This window comes from Microcoleus sp. B7-D4 (assembly GCF_036705125.1).
In the GTDB taxonomy this organism is placed as follows: domain Bacteria; phylum Cyanobacteriota; class Cyanobacteriia; order Cyanobacteriales; family Microcoleaceae; genus Microcoleus.
Genome location: NZ_JAUBTT010000043.1, coordinates 47,570 through 66,202, shown reverse-complemented (window position 1 = coordinate 66,202; position 18,633 = coordinate 47,570). Strand labels below are relative to the sequence as shown.

General features: G+C 45.9%; 17 protein-coding genes and 1 pseudogene. 6 read left to right on the top strand and 12 right to left on the bottom strand.

Features of this window, described 5'->3' with window-relative positions:
* A pseudogene (locus QUB12_RS18435) lies at nucleotides 1-414 on the bottom strand (hypothetical protein); the annotation flags it as partial.
* A gap of 180 nt (nucleotides 415-594) precedes the next feature.
* Here QUB12_RS18435 and lysA point away from each other — a divergent pair.
* From lysA to QUB12_RS18420, 3 genes are all read left to right on the top strand, one after another.
* The gene (gene lysA, locus QUB12_RS18430) at nucleotides 595-2,013 is read left to right on the top strand and encodes a diaminopimelate decarboxylase (protein ID WP_333145782.1); all 1,419 of its coding nucleotides are present in this window, start codon (nucleotides 595-597) and stop codon (nucleotides 2,011-2,013) included.
* A gap of 230 nt (nucleotides 2,014-2,243) precedes the next feature.
* Nucleotides 2,244-3,137: a diadenylate cyclase CdaA gene (gene cdaA, locus QUB12_RS18425; protein ID WP_333145775.1), complete on the top strand. Its 894-nt coding sequence runs from the start codon at nucleotides 2,244-2,246 to the stop codon at nucleotides 3,135-3,137.
* Nucleotides 3,138-3,157: 20 nt separating this feature from the next.
* A complete protein-coding gene (locus tag QUB12_RS18420; RefSeq protein WP_333145773.1) occupies nucleotides 3,158-3,904 on the top strand; it encodes an isoprenyl transferase in 747 nt (248 codons plus the stop codon).
* Between the two features lie 138 nt (nucleotides 3,905-4,042).
* On the opposite strand, the gene QUB12_RS18415 is transcribed toward QUB12_RS18420, so the two are convergent.
* From QUB12_RS18415 to QUB12_RS18385, 7 genes are all read right to left on the bottom strand, one after another.
* Entirely contained in the window at nucleotides 4,043-4,315 is a 273-nt protein-coding gene (locus tag QUB12_RS18415; protein ID WP_333102291.1) for a DUF3143 domain-containing protein, read from the bottom strand.
* An 83-nt stretch (nucleotides 4,316-4,398) separates the two neighbouring features.
* Nucleotides 4,399-4,878: a J domain-containing protein gene (locus QUB12_RS18410; RefSeq protein WP_333145770.1), complete on the bottom strand. Its 480-nt coding sequence runs from the start codon at nucleotides 4,876-4,878 to the stop codon at nucleotides 4,399-4,401.
* A 287-nt stretch (nucleotides 4,879-5,165) separates the two neighbouring features.
* Nucleotides 5,166-5,741, bottom strand: coding sequence for an HAD family hydrolase (locus tag QUB12_RS18405; protein WP_333055499.1), 576 nt, complete (start codon nucleotides 5,739-5,741; stop codon nucleotides 5,166-5,168).
* Nucleotides 5,742-5,798: 57 nt separating this feature from the next.
* Nucleotides 5,799-6,698: an Rpn family recombination-promoting nuclease/putative transposase gene (locus QUB12_RS18400; protein ID WP_333307906.1), complete on the bottom strand. Its 900-nt coding sequence runs from the start codon at nucleotides 6,696-6,698 to the stop codon at nucleotides 5,799-5,801.
* A gap of 64 nt (nucleotides 6,699-6,762) precedes the next feature.
* Nucleotides 6,763-7,647, bottom strand: coding sequence for an Rpn family recombination-promoting nuclease/putative transposase (locus QUB12_RS18395; protein ID WP_333307904.1), 885 nt, complete (start codon nucleotides 7,645-7,647; stop codon nucleotides 6,763-6,765).
* A gap of 62 nt (nucleotides 7,648-7,709) precedes the next feature.
* Entirely contained in the window at nucleotides 7,710-9,293 is a 1,584-nt protein-coding gene (locus QUB12_RS18390; protein WP_333145761.1) for a chloride channel protein, read from the bottom strand.
* A 411-nt stretch (nucleotides 9,294-9,704) separates the two neighbouring features.
* Complete coding sequence (locus tag QUB12_RS18385) at nucleotides 9,705-11,138, bottom strand: hypothetical protein (protein WP_333145759.1); 1,434 nt, start codon at nucleotides 11,136-11,138, stop codon at nucleotides 9,705-9,707.
* Between the two features lie 73 nt (nucleotides 11,139-11,211).
* On the opposite strand from QUB12_RS18385, the gene QUB12_RS18380 reads away from it, so the two are divergent.
* Nucleotides 11,212-11,826: a pentapeptide repeat-containing protein gene (locus tag QUB12_RS18380; protein WP_333145756.1), complete on the top strand. Its 615-nt coding sequence runs from the start codon at nucleotides 11,212-11,214 to the stop codon at nucleotides 11,824-11,826.
* Nucleotides 11,827-12,178: 352 nt separating this feature from the next.
* Here QUB12_RS18380 and QUB12_RS18375 read toward each other — a convergent pair whose 3' ends face one another.
* The 4 genes from QUB12_RS18375 to QUB12_RS18360 form a co-directional block, all read right to left on the bottom strand.
* On the bottom strand, nucleotides 12,179-12,433 hold the full coding sequence (locus QUB12_RS18375) for a hypothetical protein (protein ID WP_333145754.1): 255 nt from the start codon (nucleotides 12,431-12,433) through the stop codon (nucleotides 12,179-12,181).
* Nucleotides 12,434-12,460: 27 nt separating this feature from the next.
* Complete coding sequence (locus QUB12_RS18370) at nucleotides 12,461-13,288, bottom strand: N-acetylmuramoyl-L-alanine amidase (protein ID WP_333145752.1); 828 nt, start codon at nucleotides 13,286-13,288, stop codon at nucleotides 12,461-12,463.
* 65 nt (nucleotides 13,289-13,353) lie between these two features.
* The gene (locus QUB12_RS18365; protein ID WP_333145749.1) at nucleotides 13,354-14,232 is read right to left on the bottom strand and encodes a peptidoglycan-binding protein; all 879 of its coding nucleotides are present in this window, start codon (nucleotides 14,230-14,232) and stop codon (nucleotides 13,354-13,356) included.
* A 156-nt stretch (nucleotides 14,233-14,388) separates the two neighbouring features.
* On the bottom strand, nucleotides 14,389-14,979 hold the full coding sequence (locus QUB12_RS18360; protein WP_333145747.1) for a C39 family peptidase: 591 nt from the start codon (nucleotides 14,977-14,979) through the stop codon (nucleotides 14,389-14,391).
* A 225-nt stretch (nucleotides 14,980-15,204) separates the two neighbouring features.
* On the opposite strand from QUB12_RS18360, the gene QUB12_RS18355 reads away from it, so the two are divergent.
* The gene (locus tag QUB12_RS18355; RefSeq protein WP_333145743.1) at nucleotides 15,205-16,872 is read left to right on the top strand and encodes an NB-ARC domain-containing protein; all 1,668 of its coding nucleotides are present in this window, start codon (nucleotides 15,205-15,207) and stop codon (nucleotides 16,870-16,872) included.
* Nucleotides 16,873-16,956: 84 nt separating this feature from the next.
* The gene (locus QUB12_RS18350; protein WP_333307901.1) at nucleotides 16,957-18,561 is read left to right on the top strand and encodes a serine/threonine-protein kinase; all 1,605 of its coding nucleotides are present in this window, start codon (nucleotides 16,957-16,959) and stop codon (nucleotides 18,559-18,561) included.
* Nucleotides 18,562-18,633: the final 72 nt, after the last annotated feature.

The window sequence follows — 18,633 nt, the reverse complement described above, 5'->3', positions numbered from 1 at the left end:
TAGGGGCGGTGCCCCCGTGCCCGCCCGAATCTGTAGGGGCGGTGCCCCCGTGCCCGCCCGAATCTGTAGGGGCGGTGCCCCCGTGCCCGCCCGAATCTGTAGGGGCGGTGCCCCCGTGCCCGCCCGAATCTGTAGGGGCGGTGTCCCCGTGTCCGCCCGAATCTGTAGGGGCGGTGCCCCCGTGTCCGCCCGAATCTGTAGGGGCGGTGTCCCCGTGCCCGCCCGAATCTGTAGGGGCGGTGCCCCCGTGCCCGCCCCCTCCCATGTCCATAAACCTAATAAATCGCTGTTAGGACTGTCTAACTCGCGCCTGTAGCCTTCGATCGCCCAAAGTCCGCCAAAACAAAGTCGATCGAGTTCGACTGCACTGTTGAGGTGTTCTGCCGCGAGATGTTTAATTTGTAGAAAACGCACAGACGATTTTAAATTTTAGATTTGAGATTTTAGATTTGATAATTACTCACTGCAAGGATGCTCCAGTTCGATCGAGTCTCAGTCAGTCAGCCTGCTTGCGGAATGAATCTGGGGGCAACTGACCCAATTGCTTGCCGTCAATTGTACACTGGGAAAGACCGTAAGGATAGTTATTGCGCGATGGTATCAACTCAATCTTTCGGGGTGGAATCGGGACTTAAGTATCTGTCTGAGTCTCAACAAGCCCTGCAAACTCGATCGCCAAATCAACAACTGTTACCGCTGACAGCCAGTGTTAACAGCAGCGATCGGTTGGAAATCGGAGGCTGCGAGGTGACAGCTTTGGTGGAGCAATTTGGCTCGCCGTTGTACATTTTAGACGAAGAAACGCTGCGGGCGGCTTGTACCCAGTACCGGGATGCTTTTAAGCGTTACTATCCGGGCGAATCTCAAGTGCTCTATGCTTCTAAAGCTTGGAGTTGTTTGGCAGTTTGCGCGATCGCAGCTTCGGAAGGTTTAGGGATAGATGTCGTATCCGCCGGAGAAATCTACACTGCACTGCAAGCCGGCGTGGGCCCCGACAAAATCTACTTCCACGGTAACAACAAGTCCCGCGAGGAACTGCAGCTAGCTGTCGAAAGCGGCTGCATTACCGTAGCGGACAATTGGCGGGATTTAGAGACTCTAGCAGAGTTGGGAGAATCCGGTGTCCGCAGCCTCACAGGTGGGCCGACACGAGTTATGGTGCGGTTTACTCCTGGAATTGAGTGTCACACCCACGAGTACATTCAGACGGGTCAAATCGACAGTAAATTTGGCTTTGATCCCAACTCGCTCGATCGAGTATTTACTTTCATCAGCCAACAATCGTCGTTATTTTGCGTGGGAGTGCACGCTCACATCGGCTCTCAGATTTTTGAACTGCAACCCCATGACGATTTAGCCGAAGTCATAATTCAGGCCTTGACAAAAGCACAGAGTTATGGTTTGCCAGCAACAGAAATTAATATTGGCGGCGGGTTGGGCATTCGCTATACTGAAGCGGACGATCCTCCCAGCATTGAAGATTGGGCTCGTACAATTTGCTCCGCAGTGGTAGCAGCTTGCGAGCGGCAGCAATTGCCCTTACCAAAATTGCTTTGCGAACCGGGTCGATCGCTCGTGGGTACAGCTTGCGTTACAGCTTACACCGTTGGCTCTCAAAAAGTCATTCCGGGAATGCGGACGTATTTAGCTGTAGATGGCGGGATGTCCGACAATCCGCGTCCTATTACCTATCAATCAGTTTATCGAGTCCTCGCAGCCGGTAAAATGTCTGCTGCCTTAACGGAAACAGTGACAATTGCTGGGAAACACTGCGAGTCAGGCGATGTTCTGATTAAAGATGCCAAATTGCCAGAGTGTCATGCCGGAGATGTCCTCGCGGTTACGGCCACAGGGGCATACAATTACAGCATGGCTTCTAACTACAACCGAGTACCCCGACCGGCAGCGGTTTTAGTGAGAAATGGGGAAGTTAACACGATTATACAGCGGGAAACTTACCAGGATTTGCTGAGGCTTGACCGCCTTCCTGAACGACTCGGAGCTCCAAAGTAAAAACTTAGAAGTTAAAAGTTAAAAGTTAAAAGAAAGACAATCCATGTTTACTTAGTGACGATTGCTTTTTCACTTTTAACTTTTGCCTTGTTCAGTCACGCGATTGGATTGACACTTCCCGGTCTAAAAACACGGGGATTTTCAGCATATTCCTTATAACAACTGTTCATGGTTCATGGGTTCGAGTGCATCACGGTTCGCGGTTCACAGGCGGTAGCGTTCGATGAACCATGAACAATCAACAATCTGGCTTTAACTTGCCCCTCGTTCAGTCCTTATTGATTCAAGGGATCGATATTGGACTGGTTTTTGCCCTTGCGTATTTGGTGCTCGTCATTGTTGGCGAGCGCAGAACGCTGTGGATGGTACGGGGATTTATCATTTTGATGCTGGCGGCGGCGGTGAGCAACTGGGCTGGATTGAGGCTGTTGCACGTTGCCCTCAACAGCTTGGTGACTGGTTCGGCTGTCGCAATGGCGGTAATATTGCAGTCGGAGTTTCGCCGATTTCTGGAACAATTGGGTCGGGGGGAATTTCGGCAATTGTTTGGACGCGATCGCCGACCAACTCCCGAACCGGACAGCGTAATAGATGAAATTGTGGAAGCAGTAAAAGAACTTTCGCAAAACCGCACGGGCGCTTTACTAATTATAGAAACAGATTCTCCGATCGACGATCGGGATTTTTCTGTGCCGGGATTAAAGCTAAATGCTGAAGTTTCTAAAGAATTGTTGCAGACTATCTTTCAGCCGCAAACTTTGCTGCACGACGGAGCTGTTTTGGTTCGAGGTTCGCGGATCGTGTCGGCGGGGGTAATTTTGCCTTTGTCCGATCGCACCGCGTCGCGGCAGTTGGGAACCCGCCACCGGGCGGCGATGGGCATTACGGAACGGGTGCAAGCTTGCGTGTGCGTGGTGGTGTCCGAGGAAACGGGTTCTATTTCTTTAGCCCAGATGGGAACTTTAAATCGACCTTTGACTAGCAGCAAACTTAAGGAATTGCTGGAAGCAAAGCTGTTTCCGTCCGAGGGAGAAAGAGTTGTGGCTCCAATTCCGATCGGCAATCTCGGACGCCAGATAGGATTGAAGGGAGTGACGCTATTAAAACGGATACTGCGCCGTTAGTCGGGTAATCGGGAGAAACCATGAGTCAAGGAATTTGCTTGGAAAAGTTGCCGGAGGATCTGCAACAGGAACTACTGCCTAAGCACATAGCAGTGATTATGGACGGGAACGGGCGCTGGGCTAAGAAGAGGGGGTTGCCGCGGATTGCGGGACACCGCCGAGGGGCTAGCACTCTGAAGGAACTACTGCGCTGCTGCAAAGATTGGGGGATTCCAGCTTTAACGGCCTATGCTTTTTCGACGGAGAATTGGGGGCGGCCGGCCGGAGAGGTGGATTTTTTAATGAGTTTGTTTGAGGGAAAGTTGCGGCAAGAATTGCGGGAGATGGTGGACGAGGACGTGCAAATTCAATTTATGGGGAATTTGCAGGCTTTGCCGAAGTCTTTGCAGGCGGAAATCGAGCGTTCTGTGACGGCCACTCAGCACAATCAGGGGATTTTGTTTACGGTGGCGACGAATTACGGGGGGCGTCAGGAGATTGTACAAGCTTGTCGGGCGATCGCCACTCAGGTGAAAGAGGGCAAGTTGCAGCCGGAGGAGATTGATGAGGTTTTATTTAAACGCTATTTGTATACTGCTGATGTTTGTGACCCGGATTTGCTGATCCGGACGAGCGGGGAAATGCGGTTGAGCAATTTTTTACTATGGCAAATGGCTTATTCGGAAATTTACATTACTGAGACGCTGTGGCCGGATTTTGATCGATCGGAGTTTCACCGCGCTTTGTCTGATTATCAGCAACGCAACCGCCGATTTGGCAAAGTCTAACGATTTGGGATTTGGGATTTGGGATTTTTTGGTTGATTTTTCAGTTTCCAAGTAGGTCATCTCCTACTCAACATAACGATTTTAGATTTTAGATTGGAGGACAAATCTAAAATCTAAAATCTAAAATCTAAAATCAAATTAGGGGCCGGAGAAAACGGCCGCTTCAATGTCCTGACGTGAGAGGGAGTATTTGAATGCTCGCTGAATGTCTTGGCCGTCGGCTCCAGCATCGATGTAGCGGACGGTGAGTTGGTCGATATCAAGGGAGAGTTCTGCTTTCCAGGTAGGTCGATCGATCTGCCAGCAGTGGAGTTCTCGCCGATCTTGCTGGCAGCCGCGGCTTTTTAGCCACTGCTCGATTTCCGGGAGTGGGTGGTTGTACAAAGGAGTGTCGGCGGAAGGAAGAGTCATGGGATTTTAGATTTTAGATTTTAGATTTTAGATTTGGGATTTGGGATTTGGGATTTTAGATTGGAGATTTGGGATTTGAGGGTTTAATTGCCGCGAATTAAGCCGATCGCGATCGCCAGTACCAAACATCCGATTAAGCTAGCTCCCATGATAAACAGAGCGAACATTTCTCCGGGGGAAAGAGGTCGATCCGTGGGATCTAGGTAAGCGGAGTTGGAAGTTTTTTTGCCCGATCCCGAAACCGGAGTATTGAAGCCTGGGGGTGGCCCAATCACGTTCAGGCGAGAATAGCCTATTTTGAGGTCGTAGGCGAGGCGACGTTCTGGGTTGCTGAGGGTGGCGTAGGCGTTGTTGATCTGCTGAAATTTGGCGGTGGCGACTGCGGGTGGCAGCTCGGTGGTATCGGGATGGTAGAGTTTGCTCAGTTCCCGGTACGATCGCCGAATTTCGATCGCTGAGGCTGAAGGATGCAGCCCTAACAAGCCGTAGTAACTAGAACCCAAGGGGGTTTTGCCGGGTATTTTCTGACTTTCGCTGTTTGCCGTTCCCTCGTTAGGAGTCACCTCAGCGCCTCTGGGCTTGTTGTTTATAATTTTTGATTATTTTAGAGCAGATTTGAGGGTAGCGCCACTATCTGCGATGTCGAGGGGTTGAGGGTGGGCGTAAGGCGACGGCAAGTAACATCAAACTCAGCACCAAGATATTCATGCCGTCGGCTTCATCGATTTGTTATGGGACTTGACGAAGTGTTTGAGATATCTGATATCAATTCCGGTTATATCGGAATGATTAAACCACAGAGGGCACAGAGGACACAGAGAAAGAGAAGAGAGAGATAATAATTCCGATGTCAACGGATTTGATATGACTCACCGATGGATCGGATAAGCCGATTTCGCCAGAACCTTTTCTCGACACTGCGGATATTTTCTTCATATCTGAGTTGATCCAAGTAAAGCAGCAAATACTTCAATTCATCATCCGTCTCCTCCCCCTCAAAGGGGTTTACTCGCACCAGATTGCCATAGCTGCGCTCCCACTTTTGAGGTGTATCATCCACTGCAATGATTGACTCTAGACGATACCCTTTGCGCTTGACCTTTTTGAGATTTTTGCGATTGTAATATTCCAACCATTCCATATCGTAAGCAACTGTGCAGCGATCGCTTGCCCACACAAACGATAAAGTTTTAGGATTTTCAAAGAGGGCTGAGACAATTGCGCTCGCATAAGACGGCGAAGAAGATGTCCAAACTGCCACATCAAACCAGTCCAGGCAATTTTTCAAAAAGACATCTAGAAACGGTCGTTTGTAAATGTGATATGGCTCCACTAAAAAATCAGCTTGCCGAGGGAGAGATGCTTCGGCAGCATAAATTAAAGTTTCATCAAGATCGAGGATCAATAGTTTTTTTCTATAATCCATAATCAAAAATCGTTGATCACTATGTCGAGCTCCACTCCTATACCCAATTACTTTAAACTATGAATCGCCCGATCGCAAATTCTGCACATCCTCAACGCTAAGCCCCGTAACTTGGGCGATCGTGGCATTATCTAGCTGTGAGAGTAATTGTCGAGCGATCGCGATCGCCTTTTCTCGCATTCCTTCTTCTCGTCCTTGTTCTATGCCTTGTTCTATGCCTTGTTCTATGCCTTGTTCTATTCCTTCCTGAACAGCCTTAAGAATTGCTCCTTGTTGGTCATAAATAAACTGTTCTCTTCTGTCCAAATCTTCCACTTCCTCTCTGCTCAAGCTGGCTTGATTCGCAATATTAAAAGCTTCATGTATTTCTGGTATGCTATCCATTGTTTCTGGAACCGATGTCAGACTTCTCGCATTTTTCATGAAATAAACCCATTTGTCTGCTAAAGTTTCAAGTTCCTCCTGTCCTTTGGTAAACTTTGGCAACTCTACAAACACTAAATCCAGATTGTTTTCGGGATACGTAAAGTTTTTCTTGACTTCTTTGAACACAAATCGGGAAATAAATTCCGGGCTATTAGGAAACATTTCAAAATCCGTAATTGTCAGGGCAATCACTGGCTTCAGCAAGCGATATCCTTGGGCTGCTTCCAATTGAAAAGCATAAGTTTTCGCTGCATTGTACAAAACTCGCTTGCCAAAAGACTGGACGTTGAGCACCTGCATTTCAATAATTACTAAAGTGCCATCGCTGAGTTTGGCTTTCACATCCAGATAACTATCTTTTAAGCCTTCTAGTTTGGGTGGTAGATTCGGGTTGATGATTTCTAAGTCTTGAATTGTGGGATTGCCTTCATAAATCAAGGCGTTGAGAAAGCTAATTAGAATCTCTTTGCTTTCTGAGGAACCGAATATTTTTTTGAAGGCGTAATCGGTTTTCGGGTTGATAAATATCATGGTTATAAATTTTTCCGTAGGTATGAATTCAATCAGTACAGTAAATTATGCTCGTAGGAAGGGGTTAAGAATCTCCCCGCAAATTTTGCACATCCTCAACGCTAAGCCCCGTAACTTGGGCGATCGTGGCATTATCTAGCTGTGAAAGTAATTGTCGCGCGATCGCCAGCTTTTCTTCTCGCTTTCCTTGTTCTATGCCTTGTTCTATGCCTTGTTCTATGCCTTGTTCTATGCCGTCTTGAACAGCCTTAATAATTGCTCCCTGTTGGTCATAAATAAACTGTTCTCTTCTGTCCAAATCTTCCACTTCCTCTCTGCTCAAACTTGCTTGATTCGCAATATTAAAAGCTTCATGTATTTCTGGTATGCTATCCATTGTTTCTGGAACCGATGTCAGACTTCTCGCATTTTTCATGAAATAAACCCATTTGTCTGCTAAAGTTTCAAGTTCCTCCTGTCCTTTGGTAAACTTTGGCAACTCTACAAACACTAAATCCAGATTGTTTTCGGGATACGTAAAGTTTTTCTTGACTTCTTTGAACACAAATCGGGAAATAAATTCCGGGCTATTAGGAAACATTTCAAAATCCGTAATTGTCAGGGCAATCACTGGCTTCAGCAAGCGATATCCTTGGGCTGCTTCCAATTGAAAAGCATAAGTTTTCGCTGCATTGTACAAAACTCGCTTGCCAAAAGACTGGACGTTGAGCACCTGCATTTCAATAATTACTAAAGTGCCATCGCTGAGTTTGGCTTTCACATCCAGATAACTATCTTTTAAGCCTTCTAGTTTGGGTGGTAGATTCGGGTTGATAATTTCTAAGTCTTGGATGGTGGGATTTCCTTCATAAATTAAGGCGTTGAGAAAGCTAATTAGAATCTCTTTGCTTTCTGAGGAACCGAATATTTTTTTGAATGCATAATCCGTTTTAGGGTTGATAAATATCATAGTTGTCAGATTTAGCTTTGAGGTTATTGGTTTTGTGACGAACCAACGGGATTGGATCTGGGTCAAACTGCTGATTTTGTTTCAGGTAATGGTTTGACATTTTCCGGCAAATGTGCATTGGCGATCGCCAGCACAGGCTGATCGTCCCTGTGTTCGCCGTCGGGGGGAATTGGGCAAGAAATCAGTTCTGTGACGATGCGATCGCCCAGAACATCTTCCCAATCTTGCAACTGTTCTCTGGCTTTGATCGGTGTATTGACAGCCACGTCTACGCCCATTTGCTGAAGGTTGAGGCTGTGAGCTGTCGATCGGCGGTTGACCCACTCCACCAGCCAAACGCTCAATCCGACTGCTGCCATCAAAGGCAAGACAATCCGATAATCGCGGGTTAATTCAAACATCAACAGGATGGCTGTCAGCGGTGCTCTGGCGCTGCCGGCGAGGACGGCGGCCATTCCCACCATTGCGTAGGCGGCAGGGCCAGCGACTCGATCGCTCATTGCCGGCAGCATTTCCAAAAAGAGGCCGTAAGCCGAACCCAGGGAAGCTCCCAAAAACATCGCCGGAGCAAAGATGCCACCAACTAAACCGCTGCCGAGGCTGATTGCGGTCATCGCCAGTTTGACAAACAGCAGCAGCAGTAGCAAAGGCAAGGAAAATTTAACATCTTGGAGCATTGCTTGGACTGTTTCGTAGCCGACACCCAAAATTTGAGGCAATTGCAGGGCGACTAAGCCGACTCCTGCCCCGCCGATGATCGGGTGAAGTGGCCGGGGCAGTCGTCCGAGCCAAGCAAATCCTCGGACTTTTCCTTGAAAACAGGCCTCGGCTAATTGAATTGCTTCTGTGTAGGCTAGAGACACTCCGCTCGCCAAAAGTCCCAATCCCATGTACAGAGGCAGTTCTAGGGGGCTGCGGACATCGTATATCGGCAAAGAAAAGGCCGGCTGAGCTCCCAAGCAGATTTGAGCGATGAGCGCGGAAACTACGGCGGAGAGCAAGACAACGCTGACTGAGGAAGTGGCGAAGGTGCTGCCGAGCACGACTTCTAAGGCAAAGAACACTCCGGCGATGGGAGAGTTAAACCCGGCCGATAAACCTGCTGCTGCTCCGGCGCCCAGGAGCAAGCGCTGCCGTTCTGGGGAGAGCTGTAAGACTTGAGCCAGCAGCATTCCAAAATTAGCGCCGATTTCGACGCTGGGGGCTTCCGGGCCGAGGGATGCGCCGGTGCCGAGGGAAACTGAGGCTGCCACCATTTTGGTGATGGGTTTGAGGGGGGAGAGTTCTTGCAGCCCGCGGGTGGCTGCAATTAAGGAAGACATATTCGGGCCAAAGTCCCGAAATCGCCACCGCATCAGCCCGATGATGACTCCGCCGAGGGTGGGAATGCAGGCTAGCGTCCAAGAGCCTTTCGAGGCGATCGCCCCCATGAAGTCTTCCAGCATCAGGGTGTGGATGAAGTGGATGAGGTAGTGAAACGTGACGACGCCTGCGCCCGTAACTCCCCCGATGACTAGGGAGAGGATGAGCAGGAGGGTTTCTGGACTGGGGTGCAGGCGGTTGAATAGCGGGCTTAGTCGGGAGGCTTGGGGAGTTGCTGCGGTTGGCCCGGGTGGCGGCAGATCCACAGGAGGGATGGCTCTCATTTAGCGGTTAATTCTTCGGTGAGAAGTTATATAATATTACAATTTATTTCTTATTTTCATTTTGAGTGATTTTAGGGGAATTGACAACTTATATTAAGGCGTATTTTAGGGTAAATTTTTTTGGCTGGCCGCTGGGGTGGAATGACTGATTCTGAGGAGCGGCGGATTTGGCGTGATTGTATGCTCAGTTACATTCAAACTTAGATACACTCTCGCGATAATCCTCATTAACTATATTTAGAGTTTTGGCGCTTAGGTCGATCGCCTCACTGAACTCGCAATATCATATAACTCAGTAAAAAACAACTTTCAAATTAAAGAATTGGCGCTTGGAGATTTTACCTAACAACCACAAATCTCAAACCAGAAATCTCAAATCTCCAATTTTAAATCCCTTGCTCGCGCATACTATCACATCGGTTGTTGAGTGGGCGGAATTTTTGGCCGGGGTTTGGCGATCGACATTAGCGGATCGCCGATGGTGGCGACTTTCCAGGGTGGGGATTCTAGCTGGCGTGCTGCGATTAAAAAGGGTGCTCCTCGCTTTAGGCGATCGACCATTAATTTAGGTGGAATAAATGCCGATAAAAAAGGTTCGTTGACGCTGCCAATATATGCGTAAGCACCATTCTCTAGCCACCTTCCGGCAACGGTGTTTGTGTCATCGGGGGCTGCTGCTGACCAACTGTGGATCATGTGGATTGCGGCAGGAAATTGAAGTTTTGGTATATCTTCAACTGAAGCGTCGCCGTTGCCCACTTGGAATGATTTTGGATAGCCTTTGGAATTCATTAATATTAAGTCAAATGTCCACGGTTTTGAGGCTAAACTCCTCCACTTTTCCAGGCTAGATTCTGGTTGCTGCACTACTTGGACATTTAAACCTATGGTTTTTAGTCCGCTAGCTGCTTCCTCCATTTCATATTTTGCCCAATTTCCTTCCTTGGGGTAACTGTCATAAAGCATGGCTGTTTGGCTGTCGAGAAATATGGCACACATGGCTTGATAGATCGATCGCACCTCGGAACCGTAAATCCAGCCAACAGCCGCCCAGCGTTCGCCGTTGGGGTGTCTTCCCAAACCGTCGGTAACGGCTAGTTGTTCGTCTGGTTTTTCAGGAGATTGATATTTGACTGCTAGTTGGCGTACAATGGTTATTGTGTCGATCGCGTCTGCGAGTTGAGAGTAAAAATATCCGGTTGATTCGACAGCTTTTGTAACTGCTAGTTGCAGAGTTTTCCACTGTGTGTTATTGAGGGTATCGTTGGGTTTCCCGAAGTTGCCTTCTACAAATACTAAAGGTTGGCCGTGGGCGGCTGCTAAGGCAACTGCTGCTGATCGTGCGGGGTCGTTTTCTGATGTGATTACTACTCCTGGGGGTTCCCAGCCGAGTTGCGTCCATTTTGCTTTTAAGGTTGGAGTATCGGTGGCATTCCAGGCGGCTGCTGCGCTGTTGAGCATTAATTGCTGGAGTTTTTGATTTTTTGGCAGTTGCTGTTTGATGCTTGGCAAACGGACTATTTCTTCGGGTTGAAAGCGCTGCAAAAACATGGGCGCATATTTTTGGTCTTCGATGAGAATAGGCCAGTTTCCTTTGAGATTCCATTTTTGGATGGCTGCTAAGAATGTGGCTTCGTCGGGTACTAAAACTACGCGGTTGACTGTTGGTATATTTTCGCGGAGGATGGCCGATCGGAGGCCTGTTTGAATTGGCCAGGGTTCTTGTTGGGCTGAGGCGGGAAGTTGAAATGGTTTTTTGAAAATGCGATCGCATCCGACACCGATTATTGCTAAGCTTACAATAAGTGCGATCGTCAGGAATTTAAATTTTAACTGTTTTTTCATAGGGGCAGGGGAAGGAAGGAACTAGGTTATACATACGAACCATTATCGAAATATTTTTAGGGGCTGCAAGCGGATGTTTCGAGGCGCGGGACAAAGGAAAATTGTAAGTGCGATCGGGCTGGCCACTTTTAGTATTATTGCCTTAGCAACTACAGGTTTAATAATTTTCGCAGCGAACCGTTCGTCAGTCAAGCATCAAGTCCGGCAATTGCTGACAGCGAGGGAATGTCAAGGTTGCAATCTTTCCGGGGCGAATTTGAGCGAAGTTTTTCTGGAAGGCGTCAATTTAGAAAAAGCCAACCTGAAAGATGCCAATTTGTGGAGCGCGCATTTGGTAAACGCTAACTTGAAACAGGCAAATTTGGCTGGGGTTTACCTGATAAGCAGCAATTTGGCAGGGGCAAATTTGGAGGGAAGCAATTTAGAAAATGCGTTTTTAGAGGATGCTTATTTGGGAGGGAGTAATTTGAGAAATGCTAACTTAACAGGAGCTTTTATGAAAGGTATTTTTCTTGTTAATGCTGACTTGGAGGGGGCGAATTTGGAGGGGGCTAATCTGTGGATGGCTAATCTGGAAAGTGCTAATTTGAAGGGTGCTAATCTGAGGAACGCTTTGCTGTTGGATACTAATTTAGAAGGGGCGAATTTAAAGGGTGCGGTGATGCCTGATGGTACGCGGCAGGAATGAAAGTCAGTTGATAGTTGTCAGTTGACAGTTGTCAGTTGATAGTTGTCAGTTGTCAGTTGACTCCGAAAGCAGTCATTAGTCAGTAGTCATCAGTCATTAGCATTAGTCAGGAGAAAGAGGGATCGCGCCTGCAACCTTCATTTCCCGTTATTTTGTGAGGAGATGAAGGTGTGAGGTGCGATCGTCATTCTAATAGCTAGCAGTTTGGTGTATTGTTGGCGATCGAGCTGATGGAGCACGTGAGGGCGATCGTTGAGAGAGATGGTAACTCAAATATAGAGAATTTCGAGCTGTGGCAACAGCAGAGACAAATGCGCCTGCTGCTTTCATCATCCATCTAACTCAACTTGATTTACATACGTTCTGCAAATCTTTGAACAGCTTTTGGCGCGAAAGCAGCAACTAAAAAAGCAGTTGTAATGTATTTCCCCTCAGAATCTTTGCTAGTTATTGTTATTGCACCAAACACAATCGCTGCAATCAGCGCAATAAAACTCATGGCTCGCATTGTCGAGTATTTCCCATTATCTTCCTGGAATAATTCGGCAAGCTCTTTTCCATGTTCTGAAGAATTTGGTTGAGTCTCAACTATAGAAGAATGTGTCATTTGATTAACCTCCTAAATGATTAAAGCTTAACTAAGTCCTAACTTAGTTCGAGTGTGGCTACCAACTCTTCCATCATCTTCAAGTCCAACAGAACGCTGGAAAGCTTTTACAGCCGTTTGTGTATTTTCACCAAATACACCATCAACTGCTCCTGGATTAAATCCCCGATCGCGCAATCGCTGTTGGAGTTTTATAACGGCTGAACCTGTTGAACCCAAGCGTAGAGTCACAAATGGCGACTCATTTTCTAGCTGTTCGGGAGTGAATTGCATACCTAGCTTATCAGCAACTTGTTTTCTCAAACTGGGAAGTTGACTGTACAGCAAATCACCCGGACAATCAGTATTGCTGAAATCTCTGTGTCCCTTGATATTGAGCGGACTAATATTGCAAGAATCGCATAATGACACACAAAGTTCTACAAGGCTCTCCCATTGCTTTTCACTCATTTGGAAAGTCATGAAATTCCCTTCATTTTCAATACCAGGAGATTGATTGCCGTTGGCTAATTTTCCTGGATCTTGCCCTGCATGGGCTGACTGAATGCAAAACCCTTTTTTCACAGCATCTAGGGAACCGTGCCGACCTTCTAAAATCAACCCTCCGGTTGTATTTAAGAAGTTGTGTCCTGAGTCCGACCAATCATTATCATCCATGTGAAAGTTTTGAATGTTTCGCGCTAACTTAATCGCTCCTTCAAGCGTGCCTCTTGAGGCATCGTCGGGAGGGTTTGGGTTGTTTGTATGATGGACGATGACATAGCGGGGAATAGTCATTTGAAAAGGAAATGTTCCAGATTTTGGCTGTCTGGCTCCCCACGCTGCTGCTGTTACAACTTTTGCTGTAAATGACATAAAAAATGACTCCGAATTGTTTAATTTGTAGGTGGAAGTTACCCCACGGAGGGGGCAACTTCTGTTTAGGCTATGGCTTTGAAGTAATGCTCAGCGATCTGCGCGATGTGGTCAGCCCTGTCCAGTCGATTCACTATTTTTCGGGCGTTATAGAAATCGCGATCGGCGCCAACAATGAAATCACTCAAACCTACACCCGTAAAGCTACCATCGCGCATTCCCCGAACTAGAATCATGGCAGCGATTTCAGGGAGAGCGGCTTTTTCTGGATTATCTATCAAATTAATTCCGAGTTTTTCACTCCAGATTTGATAGTTGTGACGCCCTGTAATTTGGACGAAACCTCTGCCTTTGAAGCGAGGCCCATCACCGGATTCAGTGTTCCCTAAATCTTCGTGGCCTTCATAATCCCACCCATCAGCTAATTCCATCATCAAACGTCCAAAATGGCATTCATGTTCGGCTGTTGCAAAAACATAGGCAATTTGCCCGCGATCGATGACACCATTATCGAGACATTGATTGAGGATAAGAGGCAAATTTTTCTTGGCAAAGGGGCGAATTTCGGATATGCATTGAGCAATATCTAAAATATTATCAACGCTGGAGAAGCCACCTGGCATATCCCAAATCTTGGGTTTGCGAGTAACTATTGCGATTTCTTCTGGCTTCACCTTCAGCAACTCAGCCCAGGTATTGCGATCGACTTTACCTGTTACCTTTAGTCCGCCTGGGACAAATTGGCTGCGATCGGCAGGGCGCATCCGTTGAAATTGCTCCACTGCGGCCTTAGTGACAGACCCAAAAAGCCCGTCAATTTTGGCATCTTTTGGTAATAATCCCCAATCTTTCAAGCGCCTTTGCAGGATTTCGACTTCATCAATCAGGTGAGGGGTATCAATAATCCCGTCATTAATTTGTAACTCAACTTTTTCAATCTTCATATTCACAGCTCCAAGTAGTAATGATGTTTGTAGTAAGGACTGAGCGTCCTTTCTTACAGATTTGGGAAAAATGCGGACTAAAGTCCTCACTACAAACCTTTTTTATGGGCGATTCATCCGAGGCGATATCAATCGCCAACCAGTAAATTTTGAGAGTTATTTAGAAATTCGATGCAGCCACATTGTTGCAGTAGAGTCAATTTTGCTACTGTCCCAATTGTCATAAAAAGATAAAGCTTCACGCAAACTAAAAGCATTGCCAGCGGAGGATATCAATTTACGACTGTATAACTTGTTTTCGCCCTTGTTATCTGGTGAAGATGGGGAATTTTTCCGATAGCCTGCGTAGAACCACTCTCCGGCTGGATCGTTCACAAAAAAGTCACCCTTGTCGTTATAACCGCGAATAACTAGAATGTGACCCGGAACAGTCCAATAACCGTGCAATATACATATCTCGCCAGAATCGAGAGAGCGAGTGATGTCTGAAAGACTCCCTTTCAATGTCAAATCATCTCTCAACCCCAAACCCTCTAACAATCTTTTGATGCCATCGGGAGAACCGTGATCGATTCCCAGCCTGTCGAAACGTTTTTTAACATCATCTTCGTACTGTGCAAAGGGGCCTAAATCTGCAACTTGAAAGTATTTCAGACACATTGCCGAACTTGTAGCACCGCAAGTGCGCCAGGGTTCAATTCCGTTATCATATTGACTGAAATACGGAACGTTATGATTGACAGCCATAATTTACCTCAAGGTAAGTGTTGTAAAGGATTGATTTAGCCTCAGACCATTTGTTTGAGCTGATATTTATACAGTAGCGAGTTGTTATTGTACGGTCGATATAGATAACCTAAGTTGTTAAAATTCAATCCAAAAACAAAAAAACTGAGGCAACCTCAGTTTAAATAAGTAAACCTCAGTAAACTTCAGGTTATACTCAAGATCCAATGAAAAATTTTTAACGTTATGAATTTTGAAGAAGGGCTGAAACTCGCAGATACGGCCGTATTTGCCAAAACAAACAGACACTTAAAAGATATAGAAGTAATAATTCTGAGGGGAGCTTGGCAAGGGCAGGAGTATCATAAGATTGCAGAGGCTTACGGATATGCTGCCGAATACCTGATGCAAGATGTTGGCCCCAAGTTATGGAAGCTGCTTTCGGAAGCTTTAGGGGAAAGAGTCAGTAAAAGAAACTTTCAAACGGCATTGGAAAGGCGATCGCACTTCCAGTCAGAGATAGCCGCACAGCCAATTGCACCAGAAATAGCGGAACAATTGGTCAACATCGAGGATTTTGGCGATGTTTCAGGAGTTACAAGCACTCCTTTATGCCAAGATTGGGGTGAAGCGCCGGAAGTCTCAAATTTTTTCGGCCGCGCCGCAGAATTAAATACCCTCAGTCAATGGGTACTCCGCGATCGCTGTCGCTTGGTGGCGCTGTTGGGTATGGGAGGTATTGGTAAAACGGCTTTGACTGCTAAACTGGGAGAACAACTTCAGGGTGAATTTGAATATCTAATTTGGCGCAGTCTCCGTCATGCACCTCCCTTACTCACAATTTTGAGTGAGTTGAATTCATTTGCCAGCAGTTCCCCAGAAACGCAACTGCCAACTACTGTAGACGAGCAAATTTCTTCCCTGCTCAAGAATTTGCGCGATCGCCGTTGTTTGCTGATCCTAGATGATTGGGAAATGATTTTGCGAAGTGGAGACATCGCTGGCTACTACCGAGACGGTTATGAAAGCTACGGTCAACTACTGCGGCGAATAGGAGAAGAACGGCATAAAAGCTGCTTATTACTCCTATCGCGAGAAAAGCCTGTAGAGGTTGCATCTTTAGCAGGCGAAACCTTACCTGTACGTGCATTACAAGTTAAAGGCTTAAAACAAACAGAGGCAAAAATGCTTTTGGCTGCCAAAGGTTTTTCTGACTCAGAAAACGGCTTAGATGAACTGATACAAATATACCGAGGTCATCCTGCTGCACTGAAAATTACTGCTACCACAATTCAAGAGTTGTTTAATGGAAATATTAGTCAATTTATGGGTCAGAGTTCCTTAGTTATTGGCGATATATTTGCCAATTTACTTAACGAACATTTTCAGCGGTTATCAGATGTAGGAAAAGCTGTGATGTACTGGCTGGCCATTGAACAGCAGCCGATTTCCTTGAGCCAATTGAAAGCAAAATTATCAGCAGCCGTTTCTAGTTCCGAATTACTAACAGTATTAGAATCCTTGGTAAGACGTTCCTTAATCGAAAAAGAGCTTTCCCCTTCTAGTGCTGAATCCAAATTCACTCTCGAACCTGTGATGATGAAATATGTTACTCAGAAACTTGTCGAACAAATATGTCAAAATGTTCGAGAAGCAATGCAAGCGCCATCCATCGAACAAATAGGTTTAATCGGAAGTCATGCTTTCGAGCGATCGCCAGAACTCAAGGACACTAAAATTACTCAGCTACACCCGATCTTAACCAAAGTTCGAGAACGCTTAGATTTAACTCGAATAAATAATTATCAAATGCAGCTAAAAGAACTTTTGTCAAAATTGCGCGAGTGTCCTTCCCCAAAGCTTCAATATGCAGAGAAAAATCTTCTCAAACTGCTAGGAGAAACTGAAATATAGAGTGGGGAGGGCGGGTTTATGTAACCGATCTGCAAGCTTTAAATCAGTTGGCGAACCCGCCCCTACAGGTTCTTAAGAGGTTCTATGGTTCCAAATAAGTTAATTCATCCAGGATTCATATTGCAAAATCGCTATCGAGTTATCGATCGCATTGGTGGCGGTGGCTTTGGCGAGATTTTTGAAGTAGACGATGGTGGCATTATCAAAGTATTAAAAGTTTTGAATTTAGATAACTTTAATAACCCAGATATTAAGCAAAAAGCCACCATTTTATTTCAGCGAGAAGCAGAGTTCTTAATGAGCCAAAGGCATCCTGGCATTCCTCATGTAGAAAAAGACGGATATTTTAATTGGCCTGAAGGTAGTAGCAAACCGTTACCATGTTTGGTAATGGAGAAAATACCGGGGCAAAATTTACAAGAGTGGATGTTAGCAAGAGCGAATCAACCAATAAATACAGAAACAGCCATTGAGTGGTTGACACAACTCACACAAATTCTCAATTTACTGCACGATCAGCAGTATTTTCACCGAGATATTAAACCGTCCAATATCATGTTAAAACCGGATGGCAAATTGGTATTAGTTGATTTTGGTGCGGTGCGAGAAGTAACAGAAACTTACTTGCGGCAACAAAAAGAAAATTATACGGGAACTGCGATTATTTCCGCTGGTTATACGCCAAGCGAACAAGCAGAGGGTCATGCAGTACCGCAATCTGATTTTTTTGCTTTAGGACGTACTTTTGTTTATTTACTGACAGGAAAAGTGCCGATCGATTTACCTAAAAATCCTGACAATGGTGAATTAATATGGCGAGATAAAGCAACGCAAGTTTCACCGGATCTGGCAAATTTGCTTGACCGAATGATGGCGATTTTCCCCGGAAAGCGACCGCAAATTTGCCAGGAAATATTGCAGATTTTGGCACGAGGAGACGCGCGCTCGCCCTTGGAAAGATTGGCGAAACCGTTGCCAGAAATTAAACAATCGATCGAGCCCAGTAAAACGAATCCTATCAAAAATAGGATTCGTTTTAACTGGGTAGGCAAACTAGCTCTAGCTAGCTTTTTTTTGGTAGGTGGTTGGTGGACTTTCTCACCCCAAATAGTATATTTTCTTAAGAAAGAAGGTTTTTTAAGTTACAAGAATAAACGTTTAGAGACTGCGGAAATCTCTTATAAAACAGCTCTCTTTTTTAAACCAAATGATGGTCAGACTAACTATAATTTAGGCGTCCTTCATGAAGACAAACAAGAGTACGATCGGGCTCGCGCTGCCTATCAAATTGCTGTCAATGCAGGTTTTAATCAAGCTTTAAATAATTTGGCACGGTTAGAAATTTTAGATAAACAATATGCAAAAGCTATACCGCTGTTAGAAAAAGCTTTACCACTTGCTAAAGATCGCAAAATTAAGTATGCCGTTTACAAAAATTTAGGTTGGGCGCAGTTGGAGTTAGGGCGATATGAAGAGGCTAACAATAACCTGACGAAAGCGATTAATATTTCCAGCGATCGCTCTGTTGCTTACTGTTTGCAAGCGGTTCTTTTAGAACGTCAAGGCAATAAACAAGCATCTATATCTAATTGGAAAAAGTGCTATGATAATTTGCAGTCGGAGTCTTCTGAAGAACAGAGATGGATACGGCAAGAATTTAGCAAAAATTTTCAAAATTTAAAGTTATAGCGTATCTCCGATAGTCCGGCAGGGGTTTAAACCCCTGCCTCAAAGCACAAGTCCTCTTTTAGAGGACTAATG

Coding starts and splice junctions, on each gene's coding strand:
- lysA (WP_333145782.1), top strand. CDS start 595: ATGGTATCAACTCAATCTTTCGGGGTGGAATCGGGACTTAAGTATCTG.
- cdaA (WP_333145775.1), top strand. CDS start 2,244: ATGAACAATCAACAATCTGGCTTTAACTTGCCCCTCGTTCAGTCCTTA.
- QUB12_RS18420 (WP_333145773.1), top strand. CDS start 3,158: ATGAGTCAAGGAATTTGCTTGGAAAAGTTGCCGGAGGATCTGCAACAG.
- QUB12_RS18415 (WP_333102291.1), bottom strand. CDS start 4,315: ATGACTCTTCCTTCCGCCGACACTCCTTTGTACAACCACCCACTCCCG.
- QUB12_RS18405 (WP_333055499.1), bottom strand. CDS start 5,741: ATGGATTATAGAAAAAAACTATTGATCCTCGATCTTGATGAAACTTTA.
- QUB12_RS18400 (WP_333307906.1), bottom strand. CDS start 6,698: ATGATATTTATCAACCCGAAAACCGATTACGCCTTCAAAAAAATATTC.
- QUB12_RS18395 (WP_333307904.1), bottom strand. CDS start 7,647: ATGATATTTATCAACCCTAAAACGGATTATGCATTCAAAAAAATATTC.
- QUB12_RS18390 (WP_333145761.1), bottom strand. CDS start 9,293: ATGAGAGCCATCCCTCCTGTGGATCTGCCGCCACCCGGGCCAACCGCA.
- QUB12_RS18385 (WP_333145759.1), bottom strand. CDS start 11,138: ATGAAAAAACAGTTAAAATTTAAATTCCTGACGATCGCACTTATTGTA.
- QUB12_RS18380 (WP_333145756.1), top strand. CDS start 11,212: ATGTTTCGAGGCGCGGGACAAAGGAAAATTGTAAGTGCGATCGGGCTG.
- QUB12_RS18375 (WP_333145754.1), bottom strand. CDS start 12,433: ATGACACATTCTTCTATAGTTGAGACTCAACCAAATTCTTCAGAACAT.
- QUB12_RS18370 (WP_333145752.1), bottom strand. CDS start 13,288: ATGTCATTTACAGCAAAAGTTGTAACAGCAGCAGCGTGGGGAGCCAGA.
- QUB12_RS18365 (WP_333145749.1), bottom strand. CDS start 14,232: ATGAAGATTGAAAAAGTTGAGTTACAAATTAATGACGGGATTATTGAT.
- QUB12_RS18360 (WP_333145747.1), bottom strand. CDS start 14,979: ATGGCTGTCAATCATAACGTTCCGTATTTCAGTCAATATGATAACGGA.
- QUB12_RS18355 (WP_333145743.1), top strand. CDS start 15,205: ATGAATTTTGAAGAAGGGCTGAAACTCGCAGATACGGCCGTATTTGCC.
- QUB12_RS18350 (WP_333307901.1), top strand. CDS start 16,957: ATGGTTCCAAATAAGTTAATTCATCCAGGATTCATATTGCAAAATCGC.